Annotated in this window: 18 protein-coding genes; 15 read left to right on the top strand and 3 right to left on the bottom strand. The window is 62.2% G+C overall.

The features are described 5' to 3' along the window. Window positions 1–11: 11 nt before the first annotated feature. The 4 genes from NKH89_RS06350 (at window position 12) to tolA (ending at window position 3,138) form a co-directional block, all read left to right on the top strand. Entirely contained in the window at window positions 12–452 is a 441-nt protein-coding gene (locus tag NKH89_RS06350) for an SRPBCC family protein (protein WP_352908514.1), read from the top strand. 418 nt (window positions 453–870) lie between these two features. After that, window positions 871–1,452, top strand: coding sequence for a VOC family protein (locus NKH89_RS06345; RefSeq protein ID WP_023720938.1), 582 nt, complete (start codon window positions 871–873; stop codon window positions 1,450–1,452). Window positions 1,453–1,479: 27 nt separating this feature from the next. Then, window positions 1,480–2,370: a glutathione S-transferase family protein gene (locus NKH89_RS06340; RefSeq protein WP_352588332.1), complete on the top strand. Its 891-nt coding sequence runs from the start codon at window positions 1,480–1,482 to the stop codon at window positions 2,368–2,370. Between the two features lie 363 nt (window positions 2,371–2,733). Continuing rightward, window positions 2,734–3,138 (top strand): cell envelope integrity protein TolA, encoded by a 405-nt coding sequence (gene tolA, locus NKH89_RS06335; RefSeq protein ID WP_352999141.1) that lies wholly within the window; start codon window positions 2,734–2,736, stop codon window positions 3,136–3,138. 137 nt (window positions 3,139–3,275) lie between these two features. Here the strand turns inward: tolA and NKH89_RS06330 are convergent, their stop codons facing one another. After that, window positions 3,276–3,491: a hypothetical protein gene (locus tag NKH89_RS06330; RefSeq protein WP_023720934.1), complete on the bottom strand. Its 216-nt coding sequence runs from the start codon at window positions 3,489–3,491 to the stop codon at window positions 3,276–3,278. A gap of 332 nt (window positions 3,492–3,823) precedes the next feature. Here NKH89_RS06330 and NKH89_RS06325 point away from each other — a divergent pair, with 332 nt between their 5' ends. Then, window positions 3,824–4,816, top strand: coding sequence for a DUF2865 domain-containing protein (locus tag NKH89_RS06325; RefSeq protein ID WP_352588335.1), 993 nt, complete (start codon window positions 3,824–3,826; stop codon window positions 4,814–4,816). A gap of 91 nt (window positions 4,817–4,907) precedes the next feature. Here NKH89_RS06325 and NKH89_RS06320 read toward each other — a convergent pair whose 3' ends face one another. After that, a complete protein-coding gene (locus NKH89_RS06320) occupies window positions 4,908–5,258 on the bottom strand; it encodes a hypothetical protein (protein WP_023720932.1) in 351 nt (116 codons plus the stop codon). Window positions 5,259–5,919: 661 nt separating this feature from the next. On the opposite strand from NKH89_RS06320, the gene pstS reads away from it, so the two are divergent. The 6 genes from pstS to phoB are packed head-to-tail and all read left to right on the top strand — an operon-like array spanning window position 5,920 to window position 11,128. Further along, window positions 5,920–6,981, top strand: a complete 1,062-nt coding sequence (gene pstS, locus NKH89_RS06315; RefSeq protein ID WP_031194537.1) for a phosphate ABC transporter substrate-binding protein PstS — start codon at window positions 5,920–5,922, stop codon at window positions 6,979–6,981. A gap of 59 nt (window positions 6,982–7,040) precedes the next feature. Then, window positions 7,041–8,027, top strand: a complete 987-nt coding sequence (gene pstC / locus NKH89_RS06310; RefSeq protein ID WP_502896305.1) for a phosphate ABC transporter permease subunit PstC — start codon at window positions 7,041–7,043, stop codon at window positions 8,025–8,027. A gap of 3 nt (window positions 8,028–8,030) precedes the next feature. Next, entirely contained in the window at window positions 8,031–8,882 is an 852-nt protein-coding gene (gene pstA / locus NKH89_RS06305) for a phosphate ABC transporter permease PstA (protein ID WP_352588338.1), read from the top strand. Continuing rightward, window positions 8,879–9,682, top strand: a complete 804-nt coding sequence (pstB, locus tag NKH89_RS06300) for a phosphate ABC transporter ATP-binding protein PstB (RefSeq protein ID WP_352494192.1) — start codon at window positions 8,879–8,881, stop codon at window positions 9,680–9,682. Before pstA ends, pstB begins: the two co-directional genes overlap by 4 nt. 32 nt (window positions 9,683–9,714) lie before the next feature. Continuing rightward, window positions 9,715–10,422, top strand: coding sequence for a phosphate signaling complex protein PhoU (gene phoU, locus NKH89_RS06295; protein ID WP_023720927.1), 708 nt, complete (start codon window positions 9,715–9,717; stop codon window positions 10,420–10,422). A 16-nt stretch (window positions 10,423–10,438) separates the two neighbouring features. After that, window positions 10,439–11,128 carry a phosphate regulon transcriptional regulator PhoB gene (gene phoB / locus NKH89_RS06290; RefSeq protein ID WP_031194536.1) on the top strand — a complete coding sequence of 230 codons (690 nt, stop codon included), beginning with the start codon at window positions 10,439–10,441 and terminating at the stop codon, window positions 11,126–11,128. A 9-nt stretch (window positions 11,129–11,137) separates the two neighbouring features. Here the strand turns inward: phoB and NKH89_RS06285 are convergent, their stop codons facing one another. Then, window positions 11,138–12,382: an ROK family protein gene (locus NKH89_RS06285; protein WP_023720925.1), complete on the bottom strand. Its 1,245-nt coding sequence runs from the start codon at window positions 12,380–12,382 to the stop codon at window positions 11,138–11,140. A gap of 286 nt (window positions 12,383–12,668) precedes the next feature. Between NKH89_RS06285 and xylF the strand changes: the two genes are divergently transcribed. From xylF to NKH89_RS06265, 4 genes are all read left to right on the top strand, one after another. Then, a complete protein-coding gene (gene xylF, locus NKH89_RS06280) occupies window positions 12,669–13,709 on the top strand; it encodes a D-xylose ABC transporter substrate-binding protein (protein ID WP_352494193.1) in 1,041 nt (346 codons plus the stop codon). Window positions 13,710–13,851: 142 nt separating this feature from the next. Beyond that, complete coding sequence (locus NKH89_RS06275; protein WP_352494194.1) at window positions 13,852–15,183, top strand: sugar ABC transporter permease; 1,332 nt, start codon at window positions 13,852–13,854, stop codon at window positions 15,181–15,183. 14 nt (window positions 15,184–15,197) lie between these two features. Then, window positions 15,198–15,998, top strand: a complete 801-nt coding sequence (locus NKH89_RS06270) for an ATP-binding cassette domain-containing protein (RefSeq protein WP_023720922.1) — start codon at window positions 15,198–15,200, stop codon at window positions 15,996–15,998. 129 nt (window positions 15,999–16,127) lie between these two features. Then, window positions 16,128–17,750 (top strand): CHASE domain-containing protein, encoded by a 1,623-nt coding sequence (locus NKH89_RS06265; protein ID WP_352817753.1) that lies wholly within the window; start codon window positions 16,128–16,130, stop codon window positions 17,748–17,750. Window positions 17,751–17,835: the final 85 nt, after the last annotated feature.

Here is a 17,835-nt window from a genome sequence, read left to right as displayed (position 1 = left end):
TGGAGTGAGCGATGGCGGAATCGGTTTACATAGAGATTGAGGTCGCCGCGCCACAAGCGACCGTGTTCGCGCTTTTGACGGATCCGGACCAGATCGTGCGATGGATCGGGACCGAAGCGAATTTGGATGCATCGCCGGGCGGTCTGTTCCTCGTCAATGTCGGTGGTCGCCATATGGCCCGCGGTGAGTTCACCGAGGTGATCCCGGTCCACCGTCTTGCCTACAGTTTTGGCTGGGAAGACAACGAGACCGTGCCGCCCGGCTCCAGCCATGTCGAGATCGACCTGATCGCGAGGGATGCGGGGACACTGATCCGCTTCACGCACAGCGGACTGCCGAACGCAAAGGAGCGTGACAGCCACCGAAGGGGATGGGAGCACTACCTCTCACGGCTGAAGATCACTGCCGATGGGGGACATGTCGATCCCGACGTGCCGATGAAGAATATGTGATTTTCATCTAAGGGCCGCGGATGCCCGTAATCCGAACCAGGCGCGGCATGCGTCAACGAGGCCCCTTTGACCTGCCGTCGCCAAACCGGCCGCTCGGGAAACCCAGCGACCTGCGGGCTGCCGCACCATTACAGCTGCCGGCGACGGATCGTTTCGGCGAGCTCGGCGAAGGCGTCCGCGATCCCGGTGCCGCTCTTGGCGCCTGCGTGGAGTTCTTGAAACTCAGCGCTTCTGGCGCAACGCCTCGGATTGAATTAGCATCCGTTCATCAAAGCTCCGGCCGCACTCCTGCAGGATGCGGAATGCGGAGCGCAGGCGAGCGAGGCCGGGCGCGGTCACATGCCGGGCGCTGATCCAAGCGCGACTGGGCATCCGAACTTCCGTTCGGCGGCAAGACGGCGTGGCCGGGAGGAGTCAGATGCAGAAGCTGCAATCACAAGGCGTCCATCACATCACGCTGGTCGGCGCCGATCGCCAGAGCTCCATCGATTTCTGGGAAGGCGTGCTCGGCATGCCTTTCATCTTCGAGCAGCCCAACCTCGACAAAGCCAGCGAAAGCCATCTTTATTTCGATCCGGGCGACGGCCGGCTGATCACCGTCTTCACCGACGAGAGCCGCACGCCGGTCAAGCGGCGCACGCCAACCGATACGGGCTGCGTCCATCACATTGCTTTCGCGGTGTCGCGCGTCACCTTTTTGCAGGCGGTCGGCCGGCTCGACGAGCGCGCCATCAAGCACAGCGGCGTCAAGGATCGCGGCTTCATGGACTCGATCTACTTCGAGGATCCGCTCGGCCTGCTGATCGAGCTCGCCTCCTACCGTTTCGAGCCGCCGGCGGGCTTCACCCATGCCGACGTGTTGATGCAGGCGCACAAGATCCGCGTCGCGCGCGGCGACTACGCAATAGCCGAGGTGCATCTCGCCGACGCGATCCAGGCGCTTGTCGAGCGCTCCCGCGCGACCTTGTCGGAAGACCGCGCTCCGAAAGATCCATACTGACGACAGGCCAAACAAAGGGAGGACACAATGGCAAAGACGACAACGAAGAGTGCGAAGAAGCCGGCCGCCAAGGCCGCTCCGAAACCAGCTGCCAAGGCCGCGACAAAGCCTGCTGCCAAGGCGTCGAAAGCGTCCGCCAAGTCGGCAACGAAAGCCGCCGCAAAACCTGCAGCCAAGGCATCCGCGAAGTCCGCGCGGAAGGCCGTAGCGAAATCAGCGAAAAAACCCGCGCTGATGCTCAGCATGCTGAAGCCGAGCGTCAACAATATGAGCGTACGGGTGTTTGCGCGCGCGGCCGGGCTCGACCATTCCGAGACCGACGTATGGGGCCACACGCGCTCGCCTGAATATATGGCGCGAAACCCGGCCCACCTGACCCCGATGATCGAGGACAAGGGCCTGCCGAGAGGTGTCTTGTGGGAAAGCTGCGCCATCATGCAGTACCTCGCCAACAAGCACGGGCTGGAAAAATTGTACCCTAAGGAACCCGCCAAGCGGGCAATGATCGACAGTGCCATGTTCTACCTGATCGGCACGCTCTACCCCTATGTGGCGCGCGCCACCTATCCAGCACTGAATTTCCCGCAATATGCCGGCGAGGTCGGCCACAGCGACGCTCATCCCGACAGGAAATCGGAAGCCCAGAAGGCCGCGGCGGCCGCAATTGCCGAGCCGCTGGAGGTCTTTCACAGCTTCTTCAGGAACGGCAAGCCGTTCATCGGCGGCAAGAACCCGTCGATCGCCGACATCCGTCTGGCGGCGACGCTCGAGTTCCTCGCCGTCATCGACTATGCGCTGCCCCAATGGGCAAAAGACTATATGACGGCGATCGAGAAGAAGCTCGGCAAGGCCTATGCCGAGCCGGCCGGCGATGTGCGCGGCTATATCGCCTATGTGCGGTCGCAGGCCAACGCCTGAGGCACGTGCAGGCCGGCGATCGTCCGTACGTTCTGCAGGAGCCGGTAACGATCTGGGGTAATTCTTTTTACTCTCCCCTGTTTGCACGATGTGGGGAGCTTAAGGTTTCGTTAACCGAAACCCTTTCTACTGTATCCACCTCCAGCCCGCGACCACGGATGTACTGGCGCGGATGGAAAGCAAAGGTCGGCTGCTCGCCGGCCTTTTGCTTGTTGCAGCCCTGCCGAAGTTGCGGTCGACGGCGCTTCCCGACGCCTGCATGGCTGATGAAGCGCGTTGCTGGCACCTTGTCATCGCCGATGTCGGCCCTACCATCGAAGTTAGTCACGTCCTCGAGGGCGGTTCAAGGACAGAGGCCCTGTCATGAAAAGCATTGCTGGAATGGTGGTGATTGCAGGCGCCATGCTGGCGGGTGCAGCCGGTCAATCGAATGCAGCGACGCTCAACACCATGCCCGAGGTCGGGGCTGCCATCCAGGCGTGCTGGACCCCCCCAGCGAATGCCGGGAATTCCACCGTCACCCTGAGCTTCAGCTTCAGGCGCAATGGCACGCTGATCGGCCGGCCCAAGCCGACCGCCATCCGCGTGGCCGGCGACGACAAGGCGCGGCAAGCTTTTGTCGACGCGGCGATTGCGGCCGTGGACCACTGCCTGCCGTTGAGCCTTTCACCGGCGCTGGCTGAAGGCATCCCGGGCAAGGTGTTCACTCTGCAATTCAACTCGCCCAAACAAAAACAGCCTGCAACGCGAGTGCAGGCTTCGCCTTGATCTTTTCCGACAACCGGATTCTACTTTTCGGGATCTAGCGCATGTCGAGCAAAAGTGTGCAGCGGTTTTGCGACAACGACATGCATAAAACAAGAACCTAAGCGCGTCGCATGAGGCCGGGTCGACCGCGATGCGCTTTAGTGGCGGCTTCGTCTGGCCTCGACATGTCGCGCCAGTTCCGGCATTTCGAAGACATAGTCGCTCCAGGCCGATTCCGGAATCTGGCCGGCGAGATAGCACTCCAGCAAAAGCCTCTGCTCGTGGTCGAGCGGCCTCGGTGTGCGTTCATGGTCCAGCCCAAGTGAATGGAACAGATTCCTGGTCAGGCCCGCGACAGTGAAATGAATCGACATTTGCGGTCTCCTCCTTGGCCGCTCAACGCCGAACGTGGGGCTAAGGTTTCAGCAACGGCCGGCCGGTAACGCCGGATTGATCGCGGTGCGGATCCGGCCGGGTGCTTCAAACTTCGCCGTGGCGCGAGTTCGCCGGCGCTGCTGCCGGTTCGTCTCAATCTTGAAATAAAAATGTAATATTGAATTTACGCCAGCGGATATAATACACTAGAACTAAAGTCTCTGGTGGCGGTGCGGTCTACTTCAATTAGGTAAAACTGATTTAGCCAGTACTTATCCATAGTCGACAAAGAAATCCTGTTCTCGGCGCAACAAGGACAATGGTCGCTCCAATGACACGCTTCTGGCTTCTCACGATTCTGATGCTGGTGTCGGCAATAGCCGTTGCGCTCGGCACGTCCTCCTCCTATGCGGATAGCTGCGGCGCGATCAGGAGCCAATTGCTTTCGGCGGGGCGTGGCGCCGGGACCAGCCCCGAGCTTGCCCAACTACGCCGGCAACTCGCCGCGATTCAAAGGCTGGAGAGACAGCGCCGATGCACGGCGAAAACGGCCGGGTTCTTCTTCAACCCCTGCGCCGACCTCGTAAGCAGCAAGGCGGAGGTGCAACGGCAGATCGCCAGACTGTCGAATTCGGGCAGGGACACCTCCGGCCTGAAGGCCAGGTTCGTCGCGCTAGGCTGCGCCGCCCCCGCTGCCAAGAAGCAGCAGGCGCAGCAGAACCAGCCGCAGGCACAGCAGCGCACAGCACCAAAACCTCAGTCCGCAGGCGCAATAATGGGTGGCAATCGGATGCTGTTTTGCGTTCGCTTGTCGGACGGATATTTCTTCCCCGCGCCAAAATCGCAGTTCGCCAAGAACGACGATCTGAAGGAAACGGTCGATCAGTGCCGCTATATCTGCGACGATGCCGGCGTCGAACTCTATACGCTGAGCGATGCCACCCGCGAGACCGAAGAGATGATCGCGCTCGAGACGCAAAAGCCCTATGTGGAGCTTGCGACCGCCTTCAGGTACCGCGACGACGCGAACTTCAAGGCCTGCGATGTCAAGCGCTATTACCAGCGCGTCGCCGAACTCAGGGCACGAACCGTGACACCGGCCAACATGAGCAACGCCATCATTCCGTTGCCGACGGCAAAGCCGGATTTTGGCATCGTCGCGGAAATTCCTGAATCCGGGATCCAAACCGCCGGTACCGCTCTCGCAGGGGAAAAAACGCTGGTTGCCGAGGTACCAGGGGCTGCCCAGCATCAGTCGGTCGAAAGAGCGATCGGCGCGCGGCCGGTGAGAGTGGTCGGGCCGGCCTTTTTCCCGGCGGACTGACCAAGGCAGGCGATGTCCCGAGACGGCGAACGGCTGGCCGGATAGCCGCTTCAAGGCCTACAGCCGCACGCATCGACCGACGGCCGGTTGGTTATTCGCAGACCATGCGGGCCCGTTTGCCGGGCTGGCTGACATTCCTGCAGGTGAGCGGCTTCGCCGGCTCCGATGACAGCATGGGCGGATTGGCGACCTTCCTTCGTGGCGCTGCAACGGAAGCTGCGCTCCGGCGCACCGCCGGCCTTTTCGGCGTTTGAGGCGCCACAGGAAAGACATCGGTCTCCAGCTGCGACTGTTCGGCTTGCGCCTGCGGAGAAGGCCGGTCCCAGAAACGGCGAACATCGAGCGGCTTGGGAATGATCACGGTGCCGTCATAGCTGCGCGCGCAGCCGGTTCCCAGAAGCAGCGCCAGGCACAGGAAGACAGGCAGAATCCGTCGAAACATCAGCAACACCCCTGCAAGCTTATAACGCTGCTTCGGCCCAACCGACAACCGGCGGAATAGTGCAGAGGGAGTAGGTAAGGTGAAGTAGAAATCGTCGCACTTCCAGTCGAAGGCCCCGCTCGAAAGATCGAGCGCCGGGTCGGGCGCGGATGGAGGTCCAGCGCGAGGCGAGTTAAAACCTTGCGATTCGTCACCGCTTCCAGCGTAAGGCCATGGTGCGATCGCACCATACCCAATGGCGCGCTCAGTCGCGACAATGGGATATTCGAAGTTCCGCTCCTCCAGTTACGGGCGGGAGCAGCGACCGCCGGCAAGAAACAGGGTCAGATTTACCCCAACGGACCTGTTTCGGCGATGGCGCGGCCATGACACGTTCTGGCTGCATGCAATGCGCTCCCGTCCGGCTTTTTTCTTCTCAAGGTCAGTGGCTGCTATCGTCGAGCGGACAAAGCCGGCCGGAATTCACGCAAGCTGCTGATTCCAGCGGCAAACCGCGGCCCATGCCGACAAAGCCCGCGGCCGTTCCTTCTTAACCCGGCTGGACGACGTTACCGGAGCGACATGAAACTGTCATGCGACTGTAATAATCGGGGGCTATTGGCCTCAGCGGGCGCCGGAGGAATGGCGCCGAGAGACCATATTCCGAACAGGAGCAGGCCACATGAGACATTTCATCCGCTCGGCGGCCGTTGCGATTGCAATGGCTGCGGCGACGACTACCCTCACCCTGTCCGCCGCGCTCGCCGCGGACATCTCCGGCGCCGGCGCCACCTTCCCCTACCCGATCTATGCGAAGTGGGCCGACACTTACAAGAAAGACACCGGCATTGGGCTTAACTATCAGTCGATCGGTTCCGGCGGCGGCATCAAGCAGATCAAAGCCAAGACCGTTACCTTCGGCGCTTCTGATGCGCCGCTGAAAGGCGAAGAGCTTGAATCGTCCGGATTGGCTCAGTTCCCGATGGTGATGGGCGGCATCGTTCCCGTCGTCAACCTCGAAGGCATCAAGCCGGGCGAGTTGGTTCTCGACGGCCCGACGCTGGCCGACATCTTCCTCGGCAAGATCACGAGCTGGGATGACGAGGCGATCAAGAAGCTCAATCCCGACGTCAAGCTGCCTTCGCAGGCGATCGCGGTCGTTCACCGTTCCGATGGGTCGGGCACGACGTTCAACTTCACATACTACCTCGGCGACGTCAGCGCGGACTGGAAAGAAAAGGTCGGCGTCGACAAGGCCGTGGAATGGCCCGTGGGCATCGGCGCCAAGGGCAATGAGGGCGTTGCCAACAACGTCTCCCAGACCGGCGGCGCGATCGGCTATGTCGAATACGCCTATGCCAAGCAGAACAAGCTCACCCACACCGATATGATCAACAAGGACGGCAAGAAGGTCGAACCCACCGCGGCGGCATTCTCGGCGGCAGCGGCCAATGCCGACTGGAGCTCGCAGCCGGGCTATGGCGTCATCCTCGCCAACGAGCCGGGCGCCGAGTCCTGGCCAATGACGGCGGCGACGTGGATCCTCCTGTACAAGAAGCCGGACGACGCGGCGACCACCGGCGAAGCGCTCAAATTCTTCGCCTGGGCATACGACAAGGGCGACGAGATGGCCGGCGAGCTGGACTACGTTCCGATGCCCGACAAGGTGGTCGAGAGCGTCAAGGCCATGTGGGCCAAGGAAGTCGTCGGCAGCGACGGCAAGCCGCTCTACTCGGCTATGTAATCTCCTCCAGGGAGGGCGTCGACGGCGCCCTCCCTGTTGCCTTCAATCGCGAGGACCCAATGACCATCGCTTCCGATGCCATGCTATCATCTGCAGCCCGGGCCAGGGAAGCTACGGTGCGGCGCTTCGCGCTCACAGACGCCATATTCCGCGGACTCACCCGCGCTTCCGCAATTCTTGTGCTGGTCATCCTCGGTGGTGTCGCAATCTCGCTGTTTGCCGGCTCATGGCAGGCCCTGTCGTCCTTCGGGTTCTCTTTCCTGACGACTGAAAGCTGGAATCCGGTAACGGAAAAATTTGGCGCGCTGGCGCCGATCTACGGCACGCTGGTCACGGCGGCCATCGCCATCCTGATCGCGGTTCCGATCGGCATCGGCATTGCCGTGTTTCTCACCGAACTCTGCCCGCGCCCGCTCAGGCGCCCGATCGGCATAGCGGTCGAGCTGTTGGCCGGCATTCCCTCGATCATCTACGGCATCTGGGGCCTGTTCGTGTTCGCGCCGTTCCTGCAGACGACGATACAGCCCTTCATCATCAACATCTTCCACGGCGTGCCGGGACTATCCAGCCTTTTCGCCGGCCCTCCTTACGGCATCGGCCTTCTGACCTCGGCGCTGATCCTCGCCATCATGGTGCTGCCCTTCATCACCTCGATCACCAAGGACGTCTTCGATACGGTGCCGGCGGTGCTGAAGGAATCGGCCTACGGCATCGGTTGCACGACCTGGGAAGTGACCCGGCGCGTGGTCATTCCCTATACCCGCATCGGTATCATGGGCGGCGTCATGCTTGGCCTCGGCCGCGCGCTCGGCGAAACCATGGCGGTGACCTTCGTCATCGGCAACGCCCACCGCATCAGCGCCTCCCTGTTCGCGCCGGGCACGACCATCTCGGCGACCATCGCCAATGAATTCACCGAGGCCGACGGCGATCTCTACACCTCTTCCCTGGTTTCGCTCGGCCTGATCCTGTTCGTCATCACTTTCCTGATCCTTGCCGCCGCCCGCTATATGCTGATGCGGATCGACGCCCGTACGGGAGCCTGACCGATGTCGACATCCTCATCGCTCCACAGCCGCCGCAAAGCCAGAAATTCGGTGATGATGGCGCTTTGCGTCGTCGCCGCCGGCATCGGGCTTGCCTGGCTGGCGCTCATTCTCGGTGCACTGGTCTATAAGGGCACAGCCGGGCTTTCGTTCGCGGTCTTCACCGAGATGACGCCACCGCCAGGCGAGGCCGGCGGCCTGCTCAATGCAATCGCGGGCAGCCTGCTGATGACGATCATCGCCGTTGTCGTCGGCACGCCGATCGGCGTGCTGGCGGGAACCTACATGGCCGAATATGGGCGTTTCTCGCGCATCACCACCGTCGTGCGCTTCATCAACGACATCCTGTTGTCGGCGCCGTCGATCATCATCGGCTTGTTCGTCTATGAGTTGATGGTGCGGCCAATGGGGCATTTCTCGGCCATAGCCGGCGCCGTTGCGCTTGCCATCCTGGTCATTCCGGTGGTCGTGCGCACCACTGAAGACATGCTCAACCTGGTGCCGAACGCGTTGCGTGAAGCCGGCGCCGCGATCGGCGCGCCGCGCTGGGTGGTGATCCGTTCGGTCGCCTACCGCGCCGCATTGTCCGGCATCGTCACCGGCATATTGCTGGCGATAGCACGCATTTCCGGCGAGACGGCGCCGCTGCTCTTCACCGCGCTCAACAACCAGTTCTGGAGCAGCAATATCAACGCGCCGATGGCCAGCCTGCCGGTGACCATCTTCCAGTTCGCTCTCAGCCCTTACGAGGAATGGCAGCAACTGGCGTGGAGCGGCGCACTCATAATCACCCTGACGGTTCTGGGCTTGAGCATCCTCGCCCGCAGCCTTACCGGACGCAGAGAGGACAGATGACACAGATGTTGTCCGCGGACATGACGATGACCGAGACGGTCGCCGAGAAGACGAAGATCGAGGTCAAGAACCTCAACTTCTACTACGGCCAGAGCAAGGCGTTGAAGGACATCACCTTGTCGCTGCCCGAGCGCAGCGTCACTGCCTTCATCGGCCCTTCGGGCTGCGGGAAATCGACGCTGCTGCGTGTGTTCAACCGCATCTACGAACTCTACCCGAAGCAGACAGCCGAGGGCCAGGTGCTGCTCGACGGCAAGAACATTCTCGACCGCTCGCAGGACCTCAATCTCCTGAGGACCAAGATCGGCATGGTGTTCCAGAAGCCGACGCCGTTCCCGATGTCGATCTACGAGAACATCGCCTTCGGCGTCAGGCTTTATGAGAATCTGGGCAAGTCCGAAATGGACGGCCGCGTCGAACAAGCGTTGAAGCGGGCCGCGCTGTGGGGCGAGGTCAAGGACAAGCTCAACGCCAGCGGCTTGAGCCTGTCAGGCGGCCAGCAGCAGCGGCTTTGTATTGCCCGCACCGTGGCGGTGAAGCCGGAAGTCATTCTGCTCGACGAGCCGGCTTCGGCACTCGACCCGCTGTCGACCGCCAAGATCGAGGAACTGATCGACGAATTGCAAGCCGACTACACGATCGTCATCGTCACCCACAACATGCAGCAGGCGGCGCGCGTATCGCGCCAGACCGCCTTCATGTATCTGGGTGAACTGGTAGAGTTCGACCGGACCGAGAAGATCTTCACGTCGCCCCGCGAGAAGCGCACGCAGGATTACATCACCGGCCGCTTCGGCTGAGCCGTTCCGATCACGCATATGAGGACAGGACCATGGGCGAACACACAGTCGCTTCTTTCGACGAGGATCTCGAGCAGATCAGCAAGCTGATCCGCGACATGGCCGACCTCGCCGGTTCGATGGTCGGCGGGGCGACCAAGGCCCTGTTGAATTCTGACAACGTGCTGGCGCAACGCGTCGTTTCCGACGATGCCATCATGGATGCGCGTCAACGCGAACTGGACGACCGCGCCATCACCCTGATCGCCAAGCGCCAGCCGATGGCCCACGATCTGCGCCATGTCGTCGGGGCGATCCGCATGGCCGGCGATCTCGAACGCATCGGCGACCTTGCCAAGAATATCGCCAAGCGTGTGAGTGCGGTCGGCCTTAGCGTCACACCGCGCGACCTATCGCATTCCATCGATGCGATGGCGCAGCTGGTGCTCATCCAGGTGCAGGGCGTCATCGAGGAGTATGCTGCAGGCGATGCGGCCGCGTTGGCCAAGCTACGCGCCGCCGACGAGCGCATCGACGTCAAATATACGTCGGTGTTCCGCGAACTGTTGACCTACATGATGGAAGACCCGCGCAACATCACCGCTTGCACGCATCTGCTGTTCTGCGCCAAGAATCTGGAGCGGATCGGCGACCATGTCACCAACATCGCCGAAAATGCGTATTATGTGCTGACCGGCGAGCAATTGCCGGTCAATCGTCCGAAGCAAGACGAAACGACAATGTCCGCACCGGCGACATGATGGGGGTGCCCAGCCGATGATCGCACCACGCATAATGGTGGTGGAGGACGAGGAGCCGTTGGGTGTGCTGCTCCGCTACAATCTCGAATCCGAAGGCTACCAGGTCGAGGTGGTGACACGCGGCGACGAAGCCGAGATCCGTTTGCAGGAGAATGTGCCCGATCTTCTGGTGCTCGACTGGATGATACCAGCGGTTTCCGGCATCGAGCTCTGCCGCCGGTTGCGGGTGCGCCCCGAAACCGAACGGCTGCCGATCATCATGCTGACCGCGCGCGGCGAGGAGAGCGACCGGGTACGCGGTCTTTCGACCGGCGCCGACGACTATCTGGTCAAACCGTTTTCGACACCGGAATTCATGGCCAGGGTCAAGGCGCTGCTGCGCCGCGCCAAGCCGGAAGTGCTGTCCAGCGTGCTGAAGGTCGGCGACATCGTGCTCGATCGCGAATCGCACAGGGTGTATCGCAAGAAGACCGAGATCCGGCTCGGGCCGACCGAATTCCGGTTGCTCGAATTCATGATGCGGCATCCGGGCCGCGTCTTCTCGCGCAGCCAGTTACTCGATAATGTCTGGGGCGAGACGATCTATATCGACGAACGCACCGTCGACGTGCATGTCGGGCGGCTGCGCAAAGCCGTCAACAACGGCCGCATGCCTGATGTCATCCGCACCATCCGCGGTGCCGGCTACGCGATCAGGGAAGATTGACCCGCCCAGTCAGGCTACGTTCTTTCTGACGCCGGGCCTCATTTGCGCGCCCGGCGCGAAAATCTGCTGGTCGACGAAGCTTAACGCCCGCATTGCACAGCCTTCGCGGATCAGCGGCAATTCGTTCGGCTCGGTATCGAAGGAGATCGAGCCCGAATGCTGGCCGCCGGCGGTCTGGGCGATGGCCTTCCGCAAGGCCGGCTCGATCAGATCAAAGGCGGCGGCACTGGCGCCGACCATTGCGACCGGTGCCGGATCGATCAGCGCGAACAGCGAGCCGAGACCGAAACCCAGCGCTTCGCCGGCCTTGCGGTAGGCTTCGCGTTCCGGCCCGTCCTTCTCGCGCGCCCGAACCGCCAGCGCGCGCATGTCGGCGTCGCTGACGTCGGCGACCGGTTGGCTGTCTTCGCTCATCTGCGTGGCGTTGCGCCAGATGGCGTAATTGCCGGCATAGGCCTCGATGCAGCCGCGCCGCCCGCAACGGCAGAGCGCGCCGCCCGGACGATGGATCATGTGGCCAAACTCGCCGCCCGAGGAATGCGTGCCGGTGAACAGCTCGCCCTTCAACACCAGCCCCATGCCGATGCCGTGCGAAAGCAGGATGGCGATGAAGTCGTCGCGATAGCGATCCGGATCGCGCCAGCGCAAAGCCACCGCCATCATATTGCAGTCGTTCTCCACCGTGGCCGGGATGCCGAATTCATCTTCCAGCATGTCGGCAAAGGCGATGTCCGTCTGGGGCGTGATCGGCGACCACAGCATGGCGCGTGCAGGGGAGTCGGTAATTCCCTGAATCGCCAGGGCGATGCGGGCGACACTGCGGACGTCAAGATCTGGATCGTCCAGCCGGCGCCGGACGATGGCCATGCATTCGCGGATCAGTTCGTCGCGCGGCATGGTCAGCGTGTCCAGCCGGCGCTGTTCCTCGGCGACCACCTGCCCCGCATAGTCGATGATGGCGGCCGACAGGAAATTCAGCGACAACACCACGGTCAGCACCGCCGCCGCTTCCGGATTGAGGGCGAGGCCGACCTGCGGACGACCGCGTTTCAACGAAACGGGTTCGCTTGCCTTGCTCTCGGCGAGGATGCCTTCCCGTATCAGGTCGGAGGAGATCGCCGATATGGTCGAGTGGCTGAGGCCGGTGGTTGCGGCGATCTCCGTACGCGATGGCTGGCCGGCCCGGCGCACGGCCGAGATCACCATCGCCCGGTTGCGCCGGCGCAAATCGTCATGGCGGATTCCGACCGACATCGTTTTGCTTTCCTCCCGGTTTGCCGCGGCCGCTCATGAACCGGAAGCCGTCGGTAATGCCGACAAATAATGTCGGATGAGGCAAATAGTGTCAGATGCAGGTGGCGCTGTCATCGTTTATTCCGAAGCTCGAAAAAAGTCGCAGCAACATCAAAATCCATCAGAATCGATGTTGACAGCAGCGGGAGATCGGGCCAGTATTTTTTCGAGGCTCGAAAAAATTAGCGCCTCTAAGCTGGCCTTTGGGGCCAATTGGTCACGCCGTACGCGGCGCAGGGAGGATATGATGAAGAAATTCACGACCGCCATTCTGGCGGGTGTCGCCATGACGCTGGCGCTTGCGTCGGTGGCGCAGGCTAAAGACAAGGTCATCGGCGTTTCCTGGTCGAACTTCCAGGAAGAGCGCTGGAAGACCGACGAAGCCGCAATGAAGGCGGCCATCGAGGCTGCCGGCGACAAGTATATCTCCGCCGACGCACAGTCCAATCCGGGCAAGCAGCTCACCGACGTCGAGAGCCTGATCTCGCAGGGCGCCAACGCACTGATCATCCTGGCGCAGGACGCCTCGGCGATAGGGCCGGCCGTGCAAAAGGCGCTGGACGAAGGTATTCCGGTTGTCGGCTACGACCGGCTGATCGAGAACAAGGACGTCTTTTACCTGACCTTCGACAACAAGGAAGTCGGCCGCATGCAGGCCCGCGACGTGTTCAAGGTGAAGCCGGAAGGCAACTATGTCTTCATCAAGGGCTCGGGCGCCGATCCGAATGCCGATTTCCTTTTTGCCGGTTCGATGGAAGTGCTGAAGGACGCCATCGACAGCGGCAAGATCAAGAATGTCGGCGAGGCCTATACCGACGGCTGGCTGCCGGCCAACGCCCAGAAGAACATGGAACAGTTCCTGACCGCGAACGACAACAAGGTCGATGCGGTGGTCGCCGCTAACGACGGCACTGCCGGCGGCGTCGTCGCCGCACTGACGGCGCAAGGGTTGGCTGGATCGGTTCCGGTCTCGGGCCAGGACGGCGACCACGCCGCGCTGAACCGCATCGCGCTCGGCACACAGACGGTCTCGGTGTGGAAGGACGCGCGCGAGCTCGGCAAGAACGCCGCCGAGATCGCCTCGCAATTGGCCGACGGCAAGCAGATGACCGACATTGCCGGCGTGAAGGATTTCACCACGCCCGGCGGCAACACCGTAAAGTCCCTGTTCCTGACCCCGGTCGCCATCACCAAGGACAACCTCAACGTCGTCATCGACGCCGGCTGGATCAAGAAAGAAGAGGTCTGCGCGGGCGTGGCGGCGGGCGCTGTTCCGGTCTGCAACTGATCCGAGTTTCCGAGAAGTCCGAACGCCGCGGCCGCTTGCCGCGGCGTTTTTTCAAGAAAGAATTGTTTTTCCGCTTCCGGCGGATAACTTCTAGGCTGCTTCCGGCATCCGCGGCAGACGGCAACCCGGCGGGAGAAACATCATGACCGACACGACTTCCAACACGCCGGTCGACAGCTCGACGGCAGACCGGGCGCGGGAATCGGAGGCCGGCGTCGTTGCCCGATTTCTCAAGGCAACCGAACTCGACACGCGCATGCTCGGCATGGTCGGCGCGCTGCTGGTCATCTGGGTCGGGATCCACATACTGTCGGGCGGGCTCTTCCTGACGCCGCGCAATCTCTGGAACCTTTCGGTGCAGACCTCGTCGGTGGCGATCATGGCGACCGGCATGGTGCTGGTCATCGTGATGCGTAACATCGATCTTTCCGTCGGCTCCGTGGAAGGCGTGATCGGCATGGTGATGGGCGTGGCGCAGGCCGAATTCCTCGTCCGCATCATGGGATTTCAGCTTGGCAGCCCCTGGCTGTGGGTCATCGCACTGGCCGCCGGCCTGGTGCTCGGCCTGGCTATCGGAGCGTTTCAGGGTTTCATCATCGCCTATCTCCAGGTTCCTGCCTTTATCGTGACGCTCGGCGGATTGCTGGTCTGGCGCGGCATGGCATGGCTGATCACCAGCGGGCGCACCGTTGCGCCGCTGGACAGGACCTTCCAGCTGATGGGCGGCGGACCACGGGGCTCGATCGGCGCCACCTGGAGCTGGATCGTCGGTGTCCTCGCCTGCGCGGCCGTTGCCTTCATGCTCTTCAACGGCCGCTCGCAGCGCAAGCGCTTCAACTTTCCGCTGCGCCCTGTCTGGGCGGAAAGCTTGCTCGGCGTGATAGCCTGCGCCGCCATCCTCGGCGCCGTGTGGATCGCCAATTCCTATCCTTGGCCGGTCGGCATCGTACGCCAATATGCCCAGCAGAACGGCATCACCGTTCCCGAGGGCGGGTTGTTCATCGCCCACGGCATCGCCATACCTGTGCTGATGGCCGTGGCCGCGGGCATCGTCATGACCTTCATCACCAGACGCACCCGTTTCGGCCGCTATGTCTTTGCCATAGGCGGCAATCCGGAAGCGGCCGAACTCGCCGGCATCAACACACGCTGGGTCACCATGAAGGTGTTCATGATCATGGGCGTGCTGGCCGCGATCAGTGCGGCGATCGCATCGGCGCGCCTCAACGCGTCGACTAATGCGCTGGGGACCCTGGACGAGCTGCTGGTCATCGCGGCGGCCGTGATCGGCGGCACGTCGCTCGCCGGCGGCTCCGGCACGGTGCTCGGCGCCATGCTCGGCGCGCTTTTGATGCAGTCGCTGCAATCCGGCATGGTGCTGCTCGGCATCGATTCGCCGCTGCAGAGCATCGTTGTCGGCGCCGTGCTGGTGGTCGCGGTGTGGCTCGATACCGTCTATCGCAAACGGGTCTAGTGAGGAGAACGAGCATGGCAGACAGGACCGCTCCCACGGGCACGCCGCTGATCGACATGCGCAACATCTCGATCGCCTTCGGCGGCATTCGCGCCGTCGACGATGCCTCGGTCGATCTTTTTCCGGGCGAGGTGATGGCTTTGCTCGGCCATAACGGTGCCGGCAAATCGACGTTGATAAAAATCCTGTCCGGCGCCTACAAGCGCGATGCGGGCCAGATTTTCGTCAACGGCGAGGAGGCTTCGATCTCCAATCCCCGCGACGCCAAGAAGTACGGTATCGAGACGATCTACCAGACGCTGGCGCTGGCCGATAATGTCGACGCGGCTGCCAACCTGTTTCTCGGCCGTGAGCTGATGACCGGCTGGGGTACGCTCGACGACGTCGCCATGGAGGCTGAGGCGCGCAAGGTGATGGGCAGGCTCAATCCGCGCTTCCAACGCTTCAAGGAGCCGGTGGTAAAGCTTTCGGGCGGCCAGCGGCAGTCGGTTGCGATCGCCCGCGCCATCCTGTTCAACGCCCGCATCCTGATCATGGACGAGCCGACAGCGGCACTCGGGCCGCAGGAGACGGCACAGGTCGGCGAACTGGTCAGGCAGCTCAAGGCCGACGGCATCGGCATCTTCCTGATCAGCCATGACATCCATGACGTGTTCGAGCTTGCCGACCGCGTCTGCGTCATGAAGAACGGTCGGGTTGTCGGCACGGCGCGCACGACCGATGTCACCCAGGACGAGGTGCTCGGCATGATCATCCTCGGCAAGTGCCCGCCCGGCGCCATCCCAGGGCCGGGCGCCCTGAAGATCGCGGCCTGAACGAGAATTAGCCGGCTAATCACAAGTCGCCAAAATGTGCCAGCAGTCACCATGCTTTGGCCTCCCCATTGTGTTGGCGTCGGGAGTTGCCCATAAAGATGCCGAACCGTCCACGGGACGTATCGGCAATTGAAGAAACTCTTTCCGACCGTAGCTTTCATCGCCGTCGCGCTGATCAGCCTGACGATGGCGGGTTTTGCCTATTTTGCCACCCAGGAAGCCGCCCGTATAAAATTCGAGGCGACGGCGGACGACGCGCTTAACCGGATCGAAAGCCGCATCGACCTGGACCTGTCGCTGCTGCGCTCAACCCGGGCATTGTTCGATGCGCGCAATGGCGGTATCTCGCAAGGCGAGTTCAAGGCTTTCTTCAACGCGCTCGACATCGACAATAATTTCGCCGGCCTGCGCGGCATCGGCTTCCTCCGCCTGGCGAAAACTGAAAACGAGGCGGCGGTCGAGCGCGATATCCTGCACGATCACGGCGCAAGCCATCCGATCTATCCCGACACGAACTTGCCGTGGCGTACGCCCATCGTGCTGTTCGAGCCGCTGGACCCGTCCAATAAATCCAGCATCGGTTATGATATGTTCGCCGGGCCGGTGCGGCGCGAGGCGATCGAAAAGGCGATGGTCGACGACCAGCTGCACGCCAGCGGGCTCGTGCAGCTCGGCAAGGATACGGGTGCCGCGCAGACCTTCACCGGGTTCCTCGTCTTCGTCCGGCTCAATGTCGAAACCGCGCCGGACGCCGTCAACGCATCGAGATCTTCGACTGCCGGCTTCCTCTATGCGGCCTTCCGCTCCCGGGACCTGTTCCAGGCTGCGCTCAGCCGGGCACCTCTGTTGCCGGTCAACACCGAAATCTATGACGGCGCTGTGAACAGTGACAACCTGCTGTTCCAGTCGGAAACGCCGCCTGTTTCAGCCCTTGGCGACAGGCTGCTGATCACCCGCAAGATCACCGTTGCCGGTCGGCCGTGGGTCGTCCTGTTCAGGCCGACAAGTGCTTTCTCGCAACCTTCCTCGCGTGCCATTCCGGTGATGCTCGGATTGTTCGGGCTACTGCTTGCGGGCGCCATCGCGCTGGTGGCCCGCTATCAGGAGCGGGCCTATGAGGCGGTCTCGCTGCTTCACGAAACGACCGAAAAGAGCCTGCTGGAAAAAGACCTGATGCTGCAGGAGATGAAGCATCGCATCAAGAACTCGATCACGCGGGTGCTGGCAATCGCGCGCCAGACAGCATCGCACACCGCCGACGTCCAAGAGTTCTCGGCATCATTTTCGGCTCGGCTGCAGGCGATGGCGGCTTCCCAGGACATGCTGACGCGCTCACGCTGGCAGAAAGCCGATCTCGGCGACCTGCTGCGCATCGAGCTTGGCCAGGTGTTCGGAAGCGAGCTTCCTGAAGGGCTGTTGTCGGGACCGGAGGTTCTTCTCGACGAAAAGACGACGCAGGCACTCGGCCTCGTCTTTCACGAACTGGCGACGAATGCGCTGAAGCATGGCGAAACCGGCAATTCAGTCGGTGCGCTCAAGGTCGACTGGTCGCTCGAAGGCCGCGGCGGAGCCCGGACATTGGCTCTCAACTGGCGCGAGGCCGGGCAGAGGAAGCTCGAGACACCGGCGAAGAGCGGTTTCGGCACCAGACTGATCGATCTCAACGTCACACGCGAGTTGCGTGGCACAATCAGGCGCGATTTTCACGAAAACGGCTTGAACGTGGAAATCAAGGTTCCGCTGCCGGCTTGAAACGCCGTCTCGTGAGCCGCATCGCGACAGCGCTTTGGAAGTGCAAACGCGGAGACAGGTGGTCTGCCTCCGCGTTTGCTGTTCG

The organism is Mesorhizobium sp. M0923 (assembly GCF_040319365.1).
GTDB lineage: Bacteria > Pseudomonadota > Alphaproteobacteria > Rhizobiales > Rhizobiaceae > Mesorhizobium.
The sequence above is the reverse complement of the archived record's forward strand: the minus strand, read 5'-3'. Positions and strand labels throughout refer to the sequence as shown.

Excerpts from the sequence above, each read along its gene's own strand:
- NKH89_RS06350 (WP_352908514.1), top strand. The coding sequence starts at position 12 with ATGGCGGAATCGGTTTACATAGAGATTGAGGTCGCCGCGCCACAAGCG.
- NKH89_RS06345 (WP_023720938.1), top strand. The coding sequence starts at position 871 with ATGCAGAAGCTGCAATCACAAGGCGTCCATCACATCACGCTGGTCGGC.
- NKH89_RS06340 (WP_352588332.1), top strand. The coding sequence starts at position 1,480 with ATGGCAAAGACGACAACGAAGAGTGCGAAGAAGCCGGCCGCCAAGGCC.
- tolA (WP_352999141.1), top strand. The coding sequence starts at position 2,734 with ATGAAAAGCATTGCTGGAATGGTGGTGATTGCAGGCGCCATGCTGGCG.
- NKH89_RS06330 (WP_023720934.1), bottom strand. The coding sequence starts at position 3,491 with ATGTCGATTCATTTCACTGTCGCGGGCCTGACCAGGAATCTGTTCCAT.
- NKH89_RS06325 (WP_352588335.1), top strand. The coding sequence starts at position 3,824 with ATGACACGCTTCTGGCTTCTCACGATTCTGATGCTGGTGTCGGCAATA.
- NKH89_RS06320 (WP_023720932.1), bottom strand. The coding sequence starts at position 5,258 with ATGTTTCGACGGATTCTGCCTGTCTTCCTGTGCCTGGCGCTGCTTCTG.
- pstS (WP_031194537.1), top strand. The coding sequence starts at position 5,920 with ATGAGACATTTCATCCGCTCGGCGGCCGTTGCGATTGCAATGGCTGCG.
- pstC (WP_502896305.1), top strand. The coding sequence starts at position 7,041 with ATGACCATCGCTTCCGATGCCATGCTATCATCTGCAGCCCGGGCCAGG.
- pstA (WP_352588338.1), top strand. The coding sequence starts at position 8,031 with ATGTCGACATCCTCATCGCTCCACAGCCGCCGCAAAGCCAGAAATTCG.
- pstB (WP_352494192.1), top strand. The coding sequence starts at position 8,879 with ATGACACAGATGTTGTCCGCGGACATGACGATGACCGAGACGGTCGCC.
- phoU (WP_023720927.1), top strand. The coding sequence starts at position 9,715 with ATGGGCGAACACACAGTCGCTTCTTTCGACGAGGATCTCGAGCAGATC.
- phoB (WP_031194536.1), top strand. The coding sequence starts at position 10,439 with ATGATCGCACCACGCATAATGGTGGTGGAGGACGAGGAGCCGTTGGGT.
- NKH89_RS06285 (WP_023720925.1), bottom strand. The coding sequence starts at position 12,382 with ATGTCGGTCGGAATCCGCCATGACGATTTGCGCCGGCGCAACCGGGCG.
- xylF (WP_352494193.1), top strand. The coding sequence starts at position 12,669 with ATGAAGAAATTCACGACCGCCATTCTGGCGGGTGTCGCCATGACGCTG.
- NKH89_RS06275 (WP_352494194.1), top strand. The coding sequence starts at position 13,852 with ATGACCGACACGACTTCCAACACGCCGGTCGACAGCTCGACGGCAGAC.
- NKH89_RS06270 (WP_023720922.1), top strand. The coding sequence starts at position 15,198 with ATGGCAGACAGGACCGCTCCCACGGGCACGCCGCTGATCGACATGCGC.